At 65.7% G+C, this 15,884-nt stretch carries 18 protein-coding genes; 11 read left to right on the top strand and 7 right to left on the bottom strand.

What is annotated here, in order from left to right; all coding sequences use genetic code 11:
• The first annotated feature begins 123 nt into the window (after positions 1-123).
• Positions 124-585, top strand: a complete 462-nt coding sequence (locus PZ895_RS08400; protein WP_275838570.1) for a phasin family protein — start codon at positions 124-126, stop codon at positions 583-585.
• 58 nt (positions 586-643) lie between these two features.
• Here the strand turns inward: PZ895_RS08400 and PZ895_RS08395 are convergent, their stop codons facing one another.
• Positions 644-1,189: a GNAT family N-acetyltransferase gene (locus PZ895_RS08395; RefSeq protein ID WP_275838569.1), complete on the bottom strand. Its 546-nt coding sequence runs from the start codon at positions 1,187-1,189 to the stop codon at positions 644-646.
• Positions 1,190-1,415: 226 nt separating this feature from the next.
• Between PZ895_RS08395 and rirA the strand changes: the two genes are divergently transcribed.
• Positions 1,416-1,880, top strand: a complete 465-nt coding sequence (gene rirA, locus PZ895_RS08390) for an iron-responsive transcriptional regulator RirA (RefSeq protein ID WP_275838568.1) — start codon at positions 1,416-1,418, stop codon at positions 1,878-1,880.
• On the opposite strand, the gene PZ895_RS08385 is transcribed toward rirA, so the two are convergent.
• Genes PZ895_RS08385 through PZ895_RS08365 form a run of 5 tightly spaced genes read right to left on the bottom strand, consistent with a single transcriptional unit; the run spans position 1,877 to position 5,888 of the window.
• On the bottom strand, positions 1,877-2,668 hold the full coding sequence (locus PZ895_RS08385; RefSeq protein ID WP_275838567.1) for a heme ABC transporter ATP-binding protein: 792 nt from the start codon (positions 2,666-2,668) through the stop codon (positions 1,877-1,879). The genes rirA and PZ895_RS08385 overlap by 4 nt on opposite strands.
• Before the next feature lie 7 nt (positions 2,669-2,675).
• Positions 2,676-3,767, bottom strand: coding sequence for an iron ABC transporter permease (locus tag PZ895_RS08380; RefSeq protein ID WP_275838566.1), 1,092 nt, complete (start codon positions 3,765-3,767; stop codon positions 2,676-2,678).
• 1 nt (position 3,768) lies between these two features.
• On the bottom strand, positions 3,769-4,623 hold the full coding sequence (locus PZ895_RS08375; RefSeq protein WP_275838565.1) for an ABC transporter substrate-binding protein: 855 nt from the start codon (positions 4,621-4,623) through the stop codon (positions 3,769-3,771).
• A 13-nt stretch (positions 4,624-4,636) separates the two neighbouring features.
• A complete protein-coding gene (locus tag PZ895_RS08370) occupies positions 4,637-5,689 on the bottom strand; it encodes a ChuX/HutX family heme-like substrate-binding protein (protein ID WP_275838564.1) in 1,053 nt (350 codons plus the stop codon).
• A 7-nt stretch (positions 5,690-5,696) separates the two neighbouring features.
• A complete protein-coding gene (locus PZ895_RS08365) occupies positions 5,697-5,888 on the bottom strand; it encodes a hemin uptake protein HemP (RefSeq protein WP_275838563.1) in 192 nt (63 codons plus the stop codon).
• A gap of 220 nt (positions 5,889-6,108) precedes the next feature.
• On the opposite strand from PZ895_RS08365, the gene PZ895_RS08360 reads away from it, so the two are divergent.
• From PZ895_RS08360 to PZ895_RS08320, 9 genes are all read left to right on the top strand, one after another.
• A complete protein-coding gene (locus PZ895_RS08360; RefSeq protein WP_275838562.1) occupies positions 6,109-8,247 on the top strand; it encodes a TonB-dependent hemoglobin/transferrin/lactoferrin family receptor in 2,139 nt (712 codons plus the stop codon).
• Positions 8,248-8,338: 91 nt separating this feature from the next.
• Positions 8,339-8,776, top strand: coding sequence for a hypothetical protein (locus PZ895_RS08355; protein WP_275838561.1), 438 nt, complete (start codon positions 8,339-8,341; stop codon positions 8,774-8,776).
• Positions 8,777-8,782: 6 nt separating this feature from the next.
• Entirely contained in the window at positions 8,783-9,460 is a 678-nt protein-coding gene (locus PZ895_RS08350; RefSeq protein WP_275838560.1) for a MotA/TolQ/ExbB proton channel family protein, read from the top strand.
• Positions 9,450-9,836, top strand: coding sequence for a biopolymer transporter ExbD (locus PZ895_RS08345; protein WP_275838559.1), 387 nt, complete (start codon positions 9,450-9,452; stop codon positions 9,834-9,836). Before PZ895_RS08350 ends, PZ895_RS08345 begins: the two co-directional genes overlap by 11 nt.
• Before the next feature lie 4 nt (positions 9,837-9,840).
• Complete coding sequence (locus PZ895_RS08340) at positions 9,841-10,242, top strand: biopolymer transporter ExbD (protein ID WP_275838558.1); 402 nt, start codon at positions 9,841-9,843, stop codon at positions 10,240-10,242.
• The gene (locus tag PZ895_RS08335; protein ID WP_275838557.1) at positions 10,239-11,264 is read left to right on the top strand and encodes a TonB family protein; all 1,026 of its coding nucleotides are present in this window, start codon (positions 10,239-10,241) and stop codon (positions 11,262-11,264) included. Before PZ895_RS08340 ends, PZ895_RS08335 begins: the two co-directional genes overlap by 4 nt.
• A gap of 5 nt (positions 11,265-11,269) precedes the next feature.
• A complete protein-coding gene (locus PZ895_RS08330; RefSeq protein ID WP_275838556.1) occupies positions 11,270-11,542 on the top strand; it encodes a hypothetical protein in 273 nt (90 codons plus the stop codon).
• Positions 11,542-11,856: an antibiotic biosynthesis monooxygenase gene (locus PZ895_RS08325; protein ID WP_275838555.1), complete on the top strand. Its 315-nt coding sequence runs from the start codon at positions 11,542-11,544 to the stop codon at positions 11,854-11,856. The genes PZ895_RS08330 and PZ895_RS08325 overlap by 1 nt, the downstream gene beginning before the upstream one ends.
• A 2-nt stretch (positions 11,857-11,858) precedes the next feature.
• Positions 11,859-12,221, top strand: a complete 363-nt coding sequence (locus PZ895_RS08320) for a VOC family protein (protein ID WP_275838554.1) — start codon at positions 11,859-11,861, stop codon at positions 12,219-12,221.
• Here the strand turns inward: PZ895_RS08320 and putA are convergent, their stop codons facing one another.
• Positions 12,222-15,821: a bifunctional proline dehydrogenase/L-glutamate gamma-semialdehyde dehydrogenase PutA gene (putA, locus tag PZ895_RS08315; protein ID WP_275838553.1), complete on the bottom strand. Its 3,600-nt coding sequence runs from the start codon at positions 15,819-15,821 to the stop codon at positions 12,222-12,224.
• Positions 15,822-15,884 lie beyond the last annotated feature (63 nt).

Below are 15,884 nucleotides of genomic sequence, written 5' to 3'. Positions count from 1 at the left end.
TATTTTGCATTGCACGCGCATTTTATATTGCATTGCACAAAATCATCCCTATATACGCATCCAGCCTCGAGCCATAACGGGCGAGGCCCCGACCATGGCTCCCAAACGAGAATGGAGATTCAAATGACCAAGACCAAGACCCAGCAGACCGCCGCTTCCTATTTCGACGGTTTCACCCGCGCTTTCGACGATGTCGGCGCCAAGATGCATGTTCCCGAAGCCGCGCGCGACTTCTTCCGCACGCAGGCCGCGACCGCCTCGCAGCGCGCCGAAGACCTGCACCGCCAGGCCAAGTCGCTCGCCGACCAGACCAAGTCCGTTTTCGGACCGTTTGCCGGCAGCTACGAGACGGTGACGCGCTCGATGCTCGACGCGACGCTCGCCAATACGCAGCATTACTTTGCCACGGTCGAGAAGCTTGCCGACGCCAATTCGGTCGGTGAAGCCCTTTCGATCCAGGCCGACTACGTGCGCGAGGCGACTGCCGCCAACATGGAGCGCATCCGCACCGGCGCCGACCAGGCGAAGACGCTGATGGCCGACAACGCCAAGGTGGTTCAGGATCAGGTCAAGAAGGCCGCCTGAACCTGCCTATTGACGAGACAAAAGGCCCGGTCGATCCGGGCCTTTTGCATGTCCTCAGTCAGGCGGCGAGAAAGCCGGGTTGAGGCATCACCTGTGGAGACAGAATTTCCACCTGGGGTTCAAGCTCGATCATCCCGACCGTCTCTCCACCCTCGAAGCGCAGACGCGCATTGAATTTCGAGGCCAGTTTCTTCATCGCCTGATTCTGCGGATGGGTGGTGACGCGCAGCTGCGTGTAACCCAGCGCGTGCGCGTGCCAGATCAGCCGCTGGAACAGCTTGCTGCCGATGCCGCGGTGCTGGAGAACCTTTTCCACCGAGAACGCGATCTCGCCGGTCGGCTCGCCCTCGCCATCGATCTCGTGCAGTTCGGCGGCGCCCAGAACCACGTCATTCTCGACATAGCCGATCACCGTCGTGCCGGCACGAAAGGCGCGCTCGGCATAGGCGGCGACGAAAGCGTCGTTCGACGGACCGTTGAAGCGGTCACGGCGGCTTTCCAGATCGAGGCGAAGGAGGTGTTCGCGGAACCTCGGCAGGTCCGACGGGCGAAGCTGGCGGATGACGCCAAGGGGAATTTCAGTCACGATTCCAAAGCTACTCATATCGTCGCTCTCCTCAAGGGCTCCTCCCCTGAAGTCGAAGCAACTCGACAAGCCGGATATTGTGCGTCGCAACATGATTTTCAAGCTGAAACCGCACTCGCATGGCTGCCATGCGGATGAAAAGATGATAATAACGCTCATGTTTTTTTCAATGAAAGCTTGTCTGGAACCGTTCTAAGGAATAGACCATATCAATGCCGATCGTCGGAATCGTGAAAGGTATGCCATGCGGCTGACCCGCCAGACGAATTACGCAGTGCGCATCCTGATGTATTGCGCCGCAAATCCCGGACGGCTGAGCCGCATTCCCGAGATCGCGAGCGCCTATGGCGTCTCCGAGCTTTTCCTGTTCAAGATCTTGCAGCCGCTGGTCGAGCACAATCTGGTCGAGACCGTTCGTGGCCGCAATGGCGGCGTGCGGCTGGGACGCGCGGCATCGCAGATTACGCTGTTCGACATCGTGCGCGTGACGGAAGACAATTTCGCCATGGCCGAATGTTTCGAAAAGGACGCGACCGAGTGCCCGCTGGTCGACGCCTGCGCGCTGAACGAAGCATTGCGCAAGGCGCTCGGCGCATTCTTCGAGGTGCTCGAAAGCTATACGATCGAAGACCTCGTCAAGGCGCGCCCGAACATGCGTTCGCTGCTCGGCATCGATGTGGAACTGCCGCGCGCGGTCGTCGCAAACTAGACTTCGATCGACTGCGGCAGGACGAAGGGCGTGCGGCCCGAAGGCGCCACACCGACGCGCAGGCGGCAGTCGAATACGTTTTCGATCAGATCGTCGGTCAGAAGATCGGCCGGAGCGCCGAAGGCCGCCACCCTGCCCTCATGCAGCATCATCATCCGGTCCGCATACATCGCCGTCAGGTTGAGATCGTGCAGCACGGCGATGATTCCGCCGCCGCCACGCGCGTAGTCGCGCGCCACATCCATGATGACGAGCTGGTGCTTGATGTCGAGGCTCGAAACGGGCTCGTCGAGGAAGAGGAAGCGCGGCCGACCGTCGAGCACCGGTTCCCAGACCTGGCAGAGGACGCGGGCGAGTTGCACCCGTTGCTGTTCGCCGCCGGAGAGTTCCTGATAGTGCCGGCCGGCGAAACCGGCGAGATCGACGGCCGAAAGGGCGCGGTCTGGCAGCGATTCCAGATCGCGGCCGGCGACGCCGGAGCGTCCGCCCATCAGGCCGAGCCGAACGATCTCGCGCACCGTGAAGGGAAAGGACAGGCTGGTCGCCTGCGGCAGCACGGCGCGAAGGCCGGCGGCCTGCCACGGCTTCATCGAGGCCAGGTCACGGCCATCGAAGCGGATCTCGCCCGTCGAATCGAGGTCGCCGGACAAGGCTTTGAGAAAGGTCGACTTTCCCGATCCGTTCGGCCCGACGATGGCGGTGATTTCTCCGGCGCGCGCGGTGAAGTCGATGCCATGCAGGATCGGCCGACCGCCGAGCGAGACCTTGACGTTGCGGGTTTCGATCATCGCAACCTCACAGGTCCAGCACGCCGCGCCGGCGCAGCAATATCCAGAGGAAGAACGGTGCGCCGACGGCGGCCGTGACGATGCCGATCGGCAGTTCGGCCGGCGCGACGATGGTTCGCGAGACGGCGTCGGCCAGAAGCAGGAGGCTTGCGCCGAGAAGCGCGGATGCCGGCAGGAGATAGCGGTGGTCGGGGCCGATCGACAGCCGCAGGAGGTGCGGCACGACGATGCCGACGAAGCCGATTCCGCCGGATACGGCGACCGATGCGCCCGTCGCGGCGGCAACCTTGACGATCGCGATGTTCTTCAGGCGCTGGACGGGCACGCCCAGATGGTGCGCGGCCCCCTCGCCCAGTGCCAGCGCATTCAGCCCGCGCGCGAGGAACGGCGATGCGACGAGCGCGAGGACGATGATGGGGCCGGCGGCGGCGATCTTGGTCCATGTCGCGCCGGCGAGCGAGCCGAGCCCCCAGAAGGTCAGGTCGCGCAACTGGTTGTCGTCGGCCAGATAGACGAGGACGCCGGAGAATGCGCCTGCCATGGCGCCGAGCGCGATGCCGGCGAGAAGCATGGTGGCGACCGAGGTCTGGCCGCGCCGCGTGGCGACCTTGTAGAGAAGCATCGTCGTTCCAAGGCCGCCGAGAAAGGCCGCGAACGGCAGGGCGTAGATGCCGAAGAGAGCGACGACCGGACCGAGCGTCGTGCCGCCCAGAACGATGATCGAAATCGCGCCGAGACCGGCGCCTGCGGACACGCCGACGAGGCCCGGATCGGCAAGCGGATTGCGGAACAGGCCCTGCATGACCGCGCCGGACACGGCCAGCGCCGCGCCGATGAGGATTCCCAGCGCGACGCGCGGCAGGCGGATGTCGTAAACGATGACCCGGTCGCGGGCCGAAATCTCGACGTCGCCGGAGAGCGAGGCGCGGATGAGATCGACAACGGAAGCGTCCGATGCGCCGGCCGTCAGGCTGAACAGCGCAACGAGAACGAGCGCGCCGGCAAGGCCGAGGATCGTCAGCCGCGCGATGCCCGAACGGTCGCCCGCCGGCCTTGCCCGTCGACCGGTGGCCGGCGTCGCCTCTTCCATCACGCTCATCTCAGTCGGCCGGCGCGTCGTCGTAAAGCGCGGCGGCCAGATCCTTCGCCGCATCGGCCGTGCGCGGGCCGAAGCCGAGCAGGAACGCGCCGTCCATGCGGATGACGCGGCCCGCTTCCGCGGCAGGCGTTGCCGCCAATGCCGGCTGCGTGGAGAGATCCACGGGCGTCGGGTCGAGATTGCCGCCGCGGTTCATCATCAGGATCACGTCCGGCGCGGCGGTGATGATCGCCTCGTCGGTCAACTGCTTGTAGCCGGGATAGTCGGTGATCGCGTTTTCGCCGCCGGCGAGCCGGATCATGCCGTCGGCAGCGGTGCCGGTGCCGGACGCCATCACACGCCCGCCCTCCATCGACAGGATGAAGAGCACGCGGGCGGGGTCGTCGATGTCCGCGACGGCATCCTCCGCCGTCTGGAGATCGGCGTCGATACGCATTGCGAGTTCGGCCGCTTCCTTTTCGACGCCGAGGGCTTTGCCGACCGCCTCGACCTTGGCGAGGACACCTTCACGATCGAAGCTTTCGGGGACGGTGACGACCGGCACGCTCGCCGAGCGGATCACCTCCATCGCCTCGGGCGGACCCGCGCCATCGAGCGTCAGGATCAGGTCGGGATCGACCGACAGCACGCCTTCCGGCGAAAGCGCGCGCATGTAGCCCACGTCGGGAAGCGCCAGCGCCTCGCCGGGAAAGACGCTGGTCGTGTCGCGGGCGATCAGCCGGTCTTCCTCGCCGAGCGCATAGACGATCTCGGTCAGTGAGCCGCCGATGGCGACGATGCGTTGCGGGCCGTCCTGCGCGGCCACCGCGGCCGAGAGCGCCAGCGTCGATATCAGGCCAAGAATGATGGTCTTCATGCAATCGCCCCGTTCAGGCCGCGCTCGAACGCGGGGTGCGCGGCAGGTTTTCCGCTATCAGGCGCCAGTCCGAACGCTCGTCCTCGCCTTCCTTGCGTTTGCCGAAGAACTGGATGATCAGTTCGCCCCTGGCGTCATAGGCTTCGATCGATGTGACGTGGCCTTCCTTCGTCGGCTTGCGCACGCCCCAGAGTTCGGCGACGTGGTCGGCGCGCAGATGGAGGTGGAAGGTCGGGTCCATGACGTTGATCCACGGCCCCATCGGCTTGACGTTCATGATCGGTCCCGAGTGGATCTGGATGCAGCCGCGATTTCCCACGAAACACATGATCGGAAACGCCTGCTCGACGGCATGATTGAACATGGCGTGCAGCGCGCTTGCGTCAAGCTGCCAGGCGAAATCGTCGCCCACGAGACCGACCGCCTCGCGGCGTGACAGCTTGAGCGAGCGCAACAGGCCGACGAATTCGTGCGGGTCGGTCATTGCCGCCCAGCGGTCGCGCACGGCGTTGCCATCCGCGCTCGCAGGCACCAGTTCGACCGGGGCGGCCGGCTCGATCTCCAGTTCCTGCGCCTGCGCATCCGATGCAAGGGAAGCGACGAGTTTGTGGAAGGCATAAAGATTGGAGGATGGGCGCAGATGGATCTTGTGGACCGCATCGCCCGCCTTGTCGAAGAATTGCAGACTGCGGCGGATATCGTCGCCGTCGCGCTTTTCCACGGCAAAACCATACGCCCAAGCCTTCGGGAAGATTCGCAGATCGATCTCGCCGCCCAGAACCATCGCCGCATGGGGTCCGGGGTGGACATTGTCGTAGATGCCGATCTTCTCGTGGACGGCGCTTTCGTTTCGCGTCAGCGCCATCACCTCGCCCACGGCCTCCAGCCCGGCGAGAAGGTCGTTCACGCGCGGTTCGATCACCGTCGCGCCCTCGCCCACATGAGCGGCGACGAGTTCGGCTTCGGAAACGGCAAGCTGCGCGGCGAGGTCGCGCTCGCGCATCTTCGGATTGTCGGCGCGCGCCTGACGGATTTCCCCCGGCGACGGCTTCGCAACGAAATTCATGGAACACCTATTTGTTGAGGATCAGCTTGCCCTGGCGGGTGATCTTGAGGCGATAGACCGAACCTTCATGTTCGATGCAGATTTCCGTGCGGCCGGCGAAAAGATCGCGGCTTTGCACATGACGCGGCTCGGCGCGGTCATGCTCGGGCTTCCAATCCGTCTTCCAACGCTCAGCAAACGCGTCCTGTGAATTGCTCATATTCACCGTGTCACACCCCTATTCGCGCCGGGCTTGCTGAAGGCTGGCTGGGCGACATCACAATTCTCGAATTCGATTTCTTGACAGTGATAATCAGGTTTTATAGGGAAGCGCAATACCGGAGTGAATTGGTCAGGTAATGACCATCCGCTTTCCAACACGCCAGCAAGCCTCAGCGCCAGCCAGCAGCCAACCAGATCTTTGAATCAGGAGCAGGGTGATGACGGGCACAGGGGCACGGGGCGCAAGCCCGACAAGACGAACACGGCGGGCCATTCTGCTCGCCAGCGCGGCGCTTTTGGCGGGTTCGCCCGCCGTGGCACAGGAGGAAACCGATCTGTCGGAAGCGCTCGCACGCGTGACCGTGCTCGACCAGATCACCATCGTCAGCCGGACGGGCGAAAGCCCGATCGACCAGTTGGCCTCGGTGAGCCGGGTCGATCGCGAGCAGATCGAGCGCCGCCAGGCGTCCAGCCCCGGCGGGCTGTTCTTCGGCGTGCCGGGCATCACCGCTCAGTCCGACGCCAAGCGCGCGACCTCCAGCATCAATGTGCGCGGATTGCAGGATTTCGGCCGCGTCTCCGTTATCGTCGATGGCGCACGACAGAACTTCCAGCGCTCCGGCCACGGAACCCAGAGCCTCTTCTTTCTCGATCCCGAACTGATCCAGCAGGTCGACGTGATCCGCGGTCCCGTCGCCAATACATACGGATCGGGTGCGATCGGCGGCGTCGTGTTCTTCGAGACGAAGGACGCGGAAGATTTCCTGCGCGATGATGAAACCTACGCCGTGTCGGCCACCGGCCGCTACGAAAGCAACGGCAAAGGCTGGACGACCAGCGCGGTCGGCGCCTATCGCATCAACGATGCCGTCGACGTTGTCGGCAACATCGTCTGGCGCGACTTCGGCGACTTCAAGGATGGCGGCGGCGACCGGGTGTCGGGTTCCGGCTTCGATGTCCTGAGTGGACTTTTGAAGTCGACCATAAGGCCGACCGAGTTCTCCACGCTCAAGCTGGGCTGGTCGGGCGCCGACAATGGCTGGACCGAGCGCGGCGGGCTTTCCGACATCGACGTGCGCCAGAACACCTTCACCGCGCGCTACAACGTGACCGATCCGGACCAGACCTGGCTCGACCTCAACATCAACGGGTCGTTCAACGGCGTCGCGCTCGACCAAACCTTCCTCGCGCCCTCCCAGCAGTTCTCATCGGTCAATGGCGCGCCAATCATCATTCCGGCCGGCGCGCAGACCAATTACGACCTCGATACGCTCGGGGTAGACATCTGGAACACGTCGCGCTTTTCGACCGGCCTCGTCGACCATGAACTGACCTATGGCGGCGACTGGTTGCAGGACGATGTCGTGACCACGAGCCCTTCGGGCGGAGCGGACGTCTTCACCCCCTCCGGCAAACGGCGCGTCGGCGGCGCATATGTCCAGAACAAGCTGACCTATGACTGGCTCGAGGTCATCGGCGGGCTGCGCTACGACAGCTACAGCCTCGACGGCACGAATGCGCAAAGCTCGGGCGACCGGCTGTCGCCGCGCCTGACGGTGGGCGTCACGCCCTTCGACAGCGAAGCGCTCGCGGGGCTGCAATTCTACGGCACCTATGCGGAAGGCTACCGCTCGCCCAGCGTCACCGAAACGCTGATCAGCGGCCTGCATCCAAATGGCGTGGTGTTCCCGTTCCTGCCCAACCCCAACCTGCGCCCGGAAACGGCGAAGACCTGGGAAGCCGGCATCAACTACAGCCGCGACGGCATCTTCAACGGCAATGACAGCCTGCGCATCAAGGCCGCCTATTTCCACAACGATGTCCAGGACTATATCGGCGGCGTGAACCTGTCGCCCTTCGTGCCGGGATCAGGGTGTCGGTTCACGCCGGGCGCTTCGCGCATCCCGATCTGCTTCCAGTACCAGAACTTCGCGTCCGCCGAGATCCGCGGCTTCGAGTTCGAGGCGCTCTACGACCAGGGACGTTTCTTCGGCGGGCTTTCGGCATCGATCATCGACGGCTTCACCGAACAGAACGGCGTGCGCGCCGACCTCGTCACCATCCCCTCGAGCCAGGTGACGGCGCAGCTTGGAATGCGCGCCTATGAAGGCCGGCTGACCTTCGGCGGCGAAGTGCAGCACAACGTCCCGCCCAGCGGCGCAAGCTTTGCCGATGACTACACGCTGGTGAACCTGTTCGCCAACTACCAGGCGAGCGAGAACGTCAGGCTCGACTTTCGCGTCGACAACCTGTTCGATGTGAAATACGCAAATCCGCTCAACGCCTCGACGACGACGACGGTTTTCGAACCGGGCCTGTCGGTCAAGGTCGGCGCAACGGTGCGGTGGGGCGGCTGATGGAGACCGGGGCGACGTGCATTCGCCTGGCCTCCACCGGCGTCGCCCCGGCTCGTCCATCCATCTGGTCAACACCTATTCGGAGACATTCATGACATCGACCTGGAAGCGTGCATCGCTCGGCATCGCCGCCGTTGCGCTCGCCTGGGGGCCGGCGGCAGCGCAGGAGGCGACCGCGCCTGCGCTCTCGCTCGAACTCAACGCCTTGCAGCCCTCCGAGGGCGGATGCCGGCTGACCTTCGTCGTGGAGAACGGCCTTGGCGCCGATGTCAGCCGCGCGGCGTTCGAGCTCGTCCTGTTCAATGCCGAGGGCCTGGTCGACCGGATGACGGTCGTCGACTTCCAAGACCTGCCGGCCGACAAGACCAAGGTGCGCCAGTTCGACTTCAAGGGCACGCCCTGCGACCAGCTCGGCCGCGTGCTCATCAACGATGCGACGGACTGCGCCGGCGACGGCATCGCGCCGGACGCCTGCATTCGCAATCTCAAGACCGCGACCAAATCGTCGTCGGTCGAATTCGGGAGCTGACCTCAGATGGTCGAGACAATCCGCTGGTTTCTGGAGCTGGGCGGCGCGGTCGTCGCCATCCTGCTCGTCCTGTCCGTCTTCGCGGTCGCCATCATCGTCCTGAAGTTCTGGCAGTTCTGGCGCGAAGGGGTCGGCCGGCACGGCCGCGCCAAGAAGGCGCTGCACGCCTGGTTCCATGGCGGATACGGCGATGCGCGTCATCTTCTCGACGAGGACCGCTCGGCGCTCGGCTCGGCGCTTTCGACCGCGATGCGGCTGTCGGCCAATCGCACCACCTCCAAGGCGGTGATCGAAGACGAGGTCGGGCGCATCGCGCTCGGTCGGCTCCACGAATTGCAAAAAGGATTCCGCGCGCTCGACGCCATCGCGCAGATCGCGCCCCTGCTCGGCCTGTTCGGCACGGTGCTCGGCATGATCGAAGCGTTTCAGGCGCTCCAGGGCGCGGGCAACGCCGTCGACCCCTCGCTGCTCGCGGGCGGCATCTGGGTGGCGCTGCTTACCACGGCGGTCGGCCTTGCGGTCGCAATGCCGGTGTCGCTGGTCCTGACATGGTTCGAGACGCGGCTCGAAAACGAGCGCGTGGCGATCGAGACGATGACCACCTCGCTGCTTTCGCAGCGCGAGATCGGCACGACGCAGCCCGTTCGCGCAGATTTCACGGCGGAGCGGAGCCATGCGCATTGAACAGGCGGTCAAGCGACGGCGGCCCTTGTCGCTGACCTCGCTGATCGACGTCATCTTCCTGCTGCTTCTGTTCTTCATGCTGTCCTCGACCTTCACGCGGTTCGCGGAAGTCGAGATCACCGGCGGACGGGCGGCGACGGCAAGCGCGGCGGAACGGCCGGACGTGCTGATCCGGCTTTCCGCCGAGGGCTGGCAGGTGAACGGCGCGACATTCACCGAGAACGACGCGATGCCCGAACTTGCCCGCCTGCACGAGGCGGGTGCGGAAAGCGCCGTCGTGCTCGTGCGCGGCGCGGATGTGACCTCGCAGATGCTGGTCGGCGCGGTCGAGCGCATCCGGCGCGAAACGGAACTCACGCTTTCGGTAGCCAGGTAGAACGATGAAGCTTGCAAGGCCACGCCCCACCCGAAAGGGAGAAAGCACGATCGCGCTGATCAACATCGTCTTCCTGATGCTGATCTTCTTCCTGATCGCCGGATCGCTCACGCCGCCGATCGACCCGGAGGTCTCGTTCATCTCCACGGCCGATGCGGACGGGTCCGAACCGCCGGACGCGCTTTTCGTGACGGCCGAAGGCACGATGCGCAGCCGCGGCGTCGAAATGAGCGCGGCCGACTACGTGGCCCGCGAGAGCGAGCGCCAGTCGGCCGCAGATGCGGTGGAGATAAAGCTTGCGGCCGACCGCAACCTGGCCGCCGACAAGCTCATCGACGTCGTTGCGGAACTGCGCGCCGCCGGTGCCGGCACCATCCGCGTGATCACCGAGCGGGCAGTTCCATGAGATCGCGCCTGTTCAAATGGACGGCCGCCTTCGCCATCTCCGCCGCAATCCACGCCGGTGCGGTGGGGCTTTTCCTGTCGCCCAACGAGGAGATCAAGATCGCCGGCGGCGAACCGACCGAACTTGCCGTGATCGGCAATGCCTTCGAGGATCAGGTTGCGGCGGGCGACGTCTCGGAAACCCTGACGCCGAGCGAAACCGAAACGGTCGAGCCGGTCGAGACGGCACAGGACATGGCGGCGGTGCAGCCGCAGGTGGCCGAGACACCGCCGACCGAAGCAGCGCAGGTGCCGCCGATCGAAGAGGCGCCCGCGCCCGAGGTGGAGGCGATCAAAGCCGAACCCGTGGAGGACGCCACCGCCGTTCCCGTTCTGCCGGCACAGCGCGAAGAGGAAGAGGCCGAACAGGCCGAGGCCGTCGAGCCGGAGGCCGCGCTGGCCGAGGAGCAGGACAGCGTGGCCGCCGTCGAGCCGGAAACGCTCGAACCGCTGCCCGAGGACGAACTGGCGCTGGTCGACGTACCAATTCCGACGCCGCGTCCGGCCTATACGCCGCCGCCCCCGCCGCAGCGCACGGAACAGCCGCGCCAGCAGCAGGCTGCCCGGCAGGCTCCGCGCCAGGGTTCAGGCGGACAGAACCAGGCCGACGCGCGCCGCGGCACGACGGAGGGGACGACGGCATCGACGGGCGGAACCTCGTCGGGCCAGGCCGCGCAGGCGAATGCCGCCGGCAATGCGGCCGTTTCGAACTATCCCGGACAGGTCGCGAGCCGGCTTCGCCGTTCGCTGCGCTATCCGCGCGAGGCGCAGCGGCAGGGCATTCGCGGCGAGGTGCATGTGCGGTTCACCGTCAATGCCGGCGGCGGCGTGGGCGGCATCAGCATCGCCCGCAGTTCCGGCTCGCCGGTGCTCGACCAGGCGGCGATCGCAACCGTCCAGCGCGCGGCGCCCTTCCCGGCCATTCCCGCGGCGGCGGGGCGCAACTCCTGGCCCTTCACCGTTCCGCTGGTCTTTTCGAGGTAGCCGCAATGTTGCTTCTCGGCTTTCACGCCCTGGCGGCGGCGCATGGAGACGGGCTTCACCCGGAATTGCGGGCGCTGATGGAGGCCAGGCGGGCGATGGAAAGCGACACCCGCATCGCCGATCTCGTGGGTTGGCGCGGCGAGATCGTGCAGGCCGGACCCAATCCGGCACCCCTGCCCGGCGCATTCCGACCCGGCAACGTCATCGATTTCAAACCCCGCACGGCGCAGGTTGCGTGCGATGCGGACAATGCCGAAACAGCGAAAGGACAAGTCTGATGTATATCGCGATGAACCGATTCAAGGTGAAGAATGGCTCTGAGACCGAGTTCGAGGATATCTGGAAGAACCGCGATTCGAAGCTTTCTGAAATGGCAGGGTTCCGCGAGTTCCATCTACTGCGCGGGCCGGTGAACGAAGAGGAAGGCTATACGCTCTTCGCCTCGCACACCGTCTGGGCCAGCCGTGACGACTTCCTGGCCTGGACGAAGTCGCAGAATTTCCGCGATGCCCACAAAAATGCCGGCACGACCAAGCCGGCCTATATCGGGCACCCGCAGTTCGAGGGGTTTTCGATCGTCGAAGGCGCATGAGGATGCTGGAGGAGACCGCCCGCGCGATTCCCGTCCTGCCGTCGCTGGACATCCAGCGGACGCGCAGCTTCTACGAGGAGCGGCTGGGGTTCTCGGGCGAGCACTATGCGGACGAAGACTATCTCATCGTCAGGCGCGGCGAGATCGAGTTGCACTTCTGGCGGACCGACGACGAGAAGCTTCCTCCGGTCTCCTCGGCCTATATTCGCGGGCGCGATGCGCTGGCGCTTCATGCCGACTTCAAGGCGCGCGGCGCGGAGAAGGTGAGCCCGGTCATGGCCCGCGACTGGGGCATGACCGAGTTCTACGTGTGGGACCCGGACGGCAATCTGCTCAAATTCGGGATGCCGACCGAGGACGCCTGACTACTGCGCCGCTGCCAGGAGGCTCGCATTCCCGCCGGCGGCGGTGGTGTCGACGCAGACGGAACGCTCGTGGGTGTAAGCGGCCGGGTAGATCATCTCGGTGACGAGGGGCACGATCGGACCGGATTTCTGCGCCAGTGCCCGCCGGATCGAGCGGAGCGTGGCGTCATCGGCTGAGCTTGCGACGAGATCGACGCCCAGATCGATGAGATCGAGCGGCGTGACATGGCCGTCGAGCGCGGCGAGTGGCAGGCCCTTGGCCGTCAGCGGCTTCAGGATCGCGTTGGCGCGTGGGGCGACGGCGAGCACCGCATTGCCGGCGGCGAGCGCCTGCACGACCTGCGCGAGAAGCGCGTCTTCCGAAGGACCGAGGCACAGCACGCGGCCGCGAGGCCCGAGCGACAACGCATTGCCCTCGCCCGTCGGCCCCGGCAGATCGACCGGGCCGTATTCGAGCGAGGCGGCGGCCGAGATGGCATCGGAGCCCTTTCCGCGCAAATGCTTGCGCAGGACCGCGATGCGGTCGGTGCGGGTTGCCCAGTCTCCCTTTCGAAAATCTGGTAGATGGTCGCGTAGCGCGGTCAGGGAGACTTCCGGGCCCGGTTCGACGGTTTCGGTGCGCGTATCGGCTTTTCGGAAACGGCGCAGATAATTCGGGCCGCCGGCCTTGGGGCCGGTGCCGGACAGGCCCTCGCCGCCGAAGGGCTGTGAGCCGACGACCGCGCCGATCTGGTTGCGGTTGACGTAGATGTTGCCGGCGTCGATGCGGTCGATGACGTGCTGGACGCGCGCGTCGATGCGGGTGTGAAGCCCGAAGGTGAGGCCGTAACCCGTTCTGTTGATGGCGGAAATGACCTGATCGATCTGGTCGGCTTCGAAGGTCGCGACATGGAGGACCGGGCCGAAGACTTCGCGCTCCAGTTCGTCGATGCCCTTCACGCGGAAGATGTGCGGGGCGACGAAGCGGCCATCCATCGGGGCGTCGAGCCTTGCGATCAGGCTGCCCTCGCCTTCGAGCCTACGGCAATAATCCGCGATACCCTGCTGCGCCTCGGCGTCGATGACGGGGCCGATATCGGTCGCCATCGACCACGGATCGCCGATGCGCATGGCGGCGAGCGCGCCCTTGAGCATCGCCAGCATGTGCGGCTCGACGTCCTTTTGAACGTAAAGCATCCGCAGCGCCGAGCAGCGCTGGCCGGCGGACTGGAAGGCGGAAGCGACGATGTCGCGCACCGCCTGTTCGGCGAGTGCCGTCGAATCGACGATCATGGCGTTGAGGCCGCCTGTCTCGGCGATCAGCATGGCATCGGGCGCGGCGGTTTCGGCAAGCTGGCGTTCGATGACCCGCGCGACCTCGGTCGAGCCGGTGAAGCAGACGCCGGCGATGCGCGGATCGGCCGTCAGCGGCGCGCCGACATTCGGCCCGTCACCGATGACGAGTTGCAGCACGTCGGCTGGAATACCGGCTTCGTGAAGAAGCTCGACGGCGCGGGCGGCGATGAGCGGCGTCTGCTCGGCGGGCTTGGCGACGACCGTATTGCCGGTGACGAGCGCGGCTGCGACCTGTCCGGTGAAGATCGCCAGCGGGAAGTTCCACGGCGAGATGCAGGCGATGACGCCGCGCGCCGCGCCCGCCTTTTCCGCTTCGCCAGCTTGCGCCGCATAGTAGCGCAGGAAATCGACAGCCTCGCGGACTTCGGCGATGCCGTCCGGCACGGACTTACCGGCTTCGCGGGTGGCCAGCGCGAAGAACTCGACGGCGTGTTCTTCGTAAAGATCGGCGGCGCGGCGGAGCATGTTGGCGCGGTCGCCGACGGGCGTTGCGGCCCATGCAGGAGTGGCGGACGAGGCGCGGTCGATGGCGGCGGTGACGATGGCGGCATCGGCCTCGACAATTTCGCCGACGATGTCAGCGGGATTCGCCGGATTGACGATTTCGCGCGATTGGCCTGTGACGCCCGCTTTCCAGCGGTGCGGCGCGGCGAATTTCGCGCGTCCGGCTTCGATGGCGTCTTCGGTCACGGGATCGGTGATGTCGAAGCCCTTGGCGTTGACGCGGCCGGCGCCGAAGATCTCGGATGGGTTGGGGAGCGCTGGATTGCGGGCCGCGCCCTGCTGCGCGACGACATCGAACGGATCGCGGGCGATCTCCTCGGGGCGGACACTCTCGTCGACGATCTGGTGGACGAAGGAGGAGTTGGCGCCGTTTTCGAGCAGGCGGCGCACGAGATAGGCGAGCAGGTCGGAATGGGCGCCGACCGGGGCGTAGATGCGGCAGCGCGTGCCCTCGGCCTTGCGCACAGCCTCATGCAGTGCGTCGCCCATGCCGTGGAGGCGCTGGAACTCGAAGGCGTCGCGGTCGGTCGCCATTTCGAGGATGGCGGCGACGGTGTGGGCATTGTGGGTGGCGAATTGCGGGTAGATGCGGTCGGTCATGCCGATAAGCTTGCCGGCACATGCGATGTAGGACACGTCCGTGTTCGGCTTGCGGGTGAAGACGGGATAGCCGGCAAGGCCCATGACCTGCGCGCGCTTGATCTCCGTGTCCCAATAGGCGCCCTTGACGAGGCGGACCATGATGCGGCGGTCGAGCCGGGTCGCCAGATCGTGCAGCCAGTCGAGCACCGGCGCAGCGCGCAGGCCGTATGCCTGGACGACGACGCCGAACCCGTCCCAGTCGGCAAGGCGCGGATCGGAGAGCACGACCTCCATGACGTCGAGCGAGAGGTCGAGCCGGTCGGCTTCCTCCGCATCGACGTTGAGGCCCATGCGGGCATCCTTCGCGGCCAGCGCCAGCGACAGGAGGCGTTCGGTCATGACCGGCAGCATGATCGCGCGCTGCGGGCGCTCGTAACGCGGGTGGAGCGCGGAGAGCTTGACCGAAATGCCGGGGTTTTTGCGGATGTCGTCCGAGCGGGCTTCCTTCGCCAGTGCCCGGATCGCGTCGGCATAGGACTTCAAATAGCGCAGCGCGTCGTCCTCGGTGCGGGCGGCCTCGCCCAGCATGTCGTAGGAATAGAGATTGCCCTTGCGGATTTCGCCGGCGCCGCGCTTGACCGCCTCGGTGATGTTGCGGCCGAGGACGAAATTCTCGCCCATCTCGCGCATGGCGGCCGCGACGGCGCGGCGGATGACGGGCTCGCCGACGCGGCGGACCATGCCGCGCAGCGTCCGCTCGATACCGCCCTCGCCTTCGTCCAGCACCTTGCCGGTGAGCATCAGCGCCCAGGTCGAGGCGTTGACGAAGATCGAGCCGGAACCGCCGGAATGGGCCGACCAGTCATGCGGGGCGATCTTGTCGCGGATCAGTTCGTCGATCGTATCGGCGTCGGGGACGCGCAGGAGCGCTTCGGCAAGGCACATCAGCGCGACGCCCTCGCTGGTCGACAGCCCGTATTCGGCGAGGAAGACTTCCATCAGCTTCGGTTCGGCATGGCCGCGGACCTGGCGGATGAGCCCGGTCGCGCGGGTGGAGATGTGCGCGCGTTGTTCGGGCGACAGGCCGGCCTGATGGACGAGGCTCTGAAGCACCTCGCCTTCGTCGGCGAGGTAGTTGCGGCGGATGGCGGCGCGCGTGTCACGGTTGGCGTCGAGCATGGGTGAGCCTCGAAAAGCAGTATGACCTGGGTGACGCGAGAATAGCATGGCGCAGAATCGCGG

Origin of the sequence: Mesorhizobium sp. YIM 152430 (assembly GCF_029210365.1) — a bacterium.
Taxonomy (GTDB): domain Bacteria; phylum Pseudomonadota; class Alphaproteobacteria; order Rhizobiales; family Rhizobiaceae; genus Aliihoeflea.
This window is presented reverse-complemented; position numbering and strand designations above follow the sequence as displayed.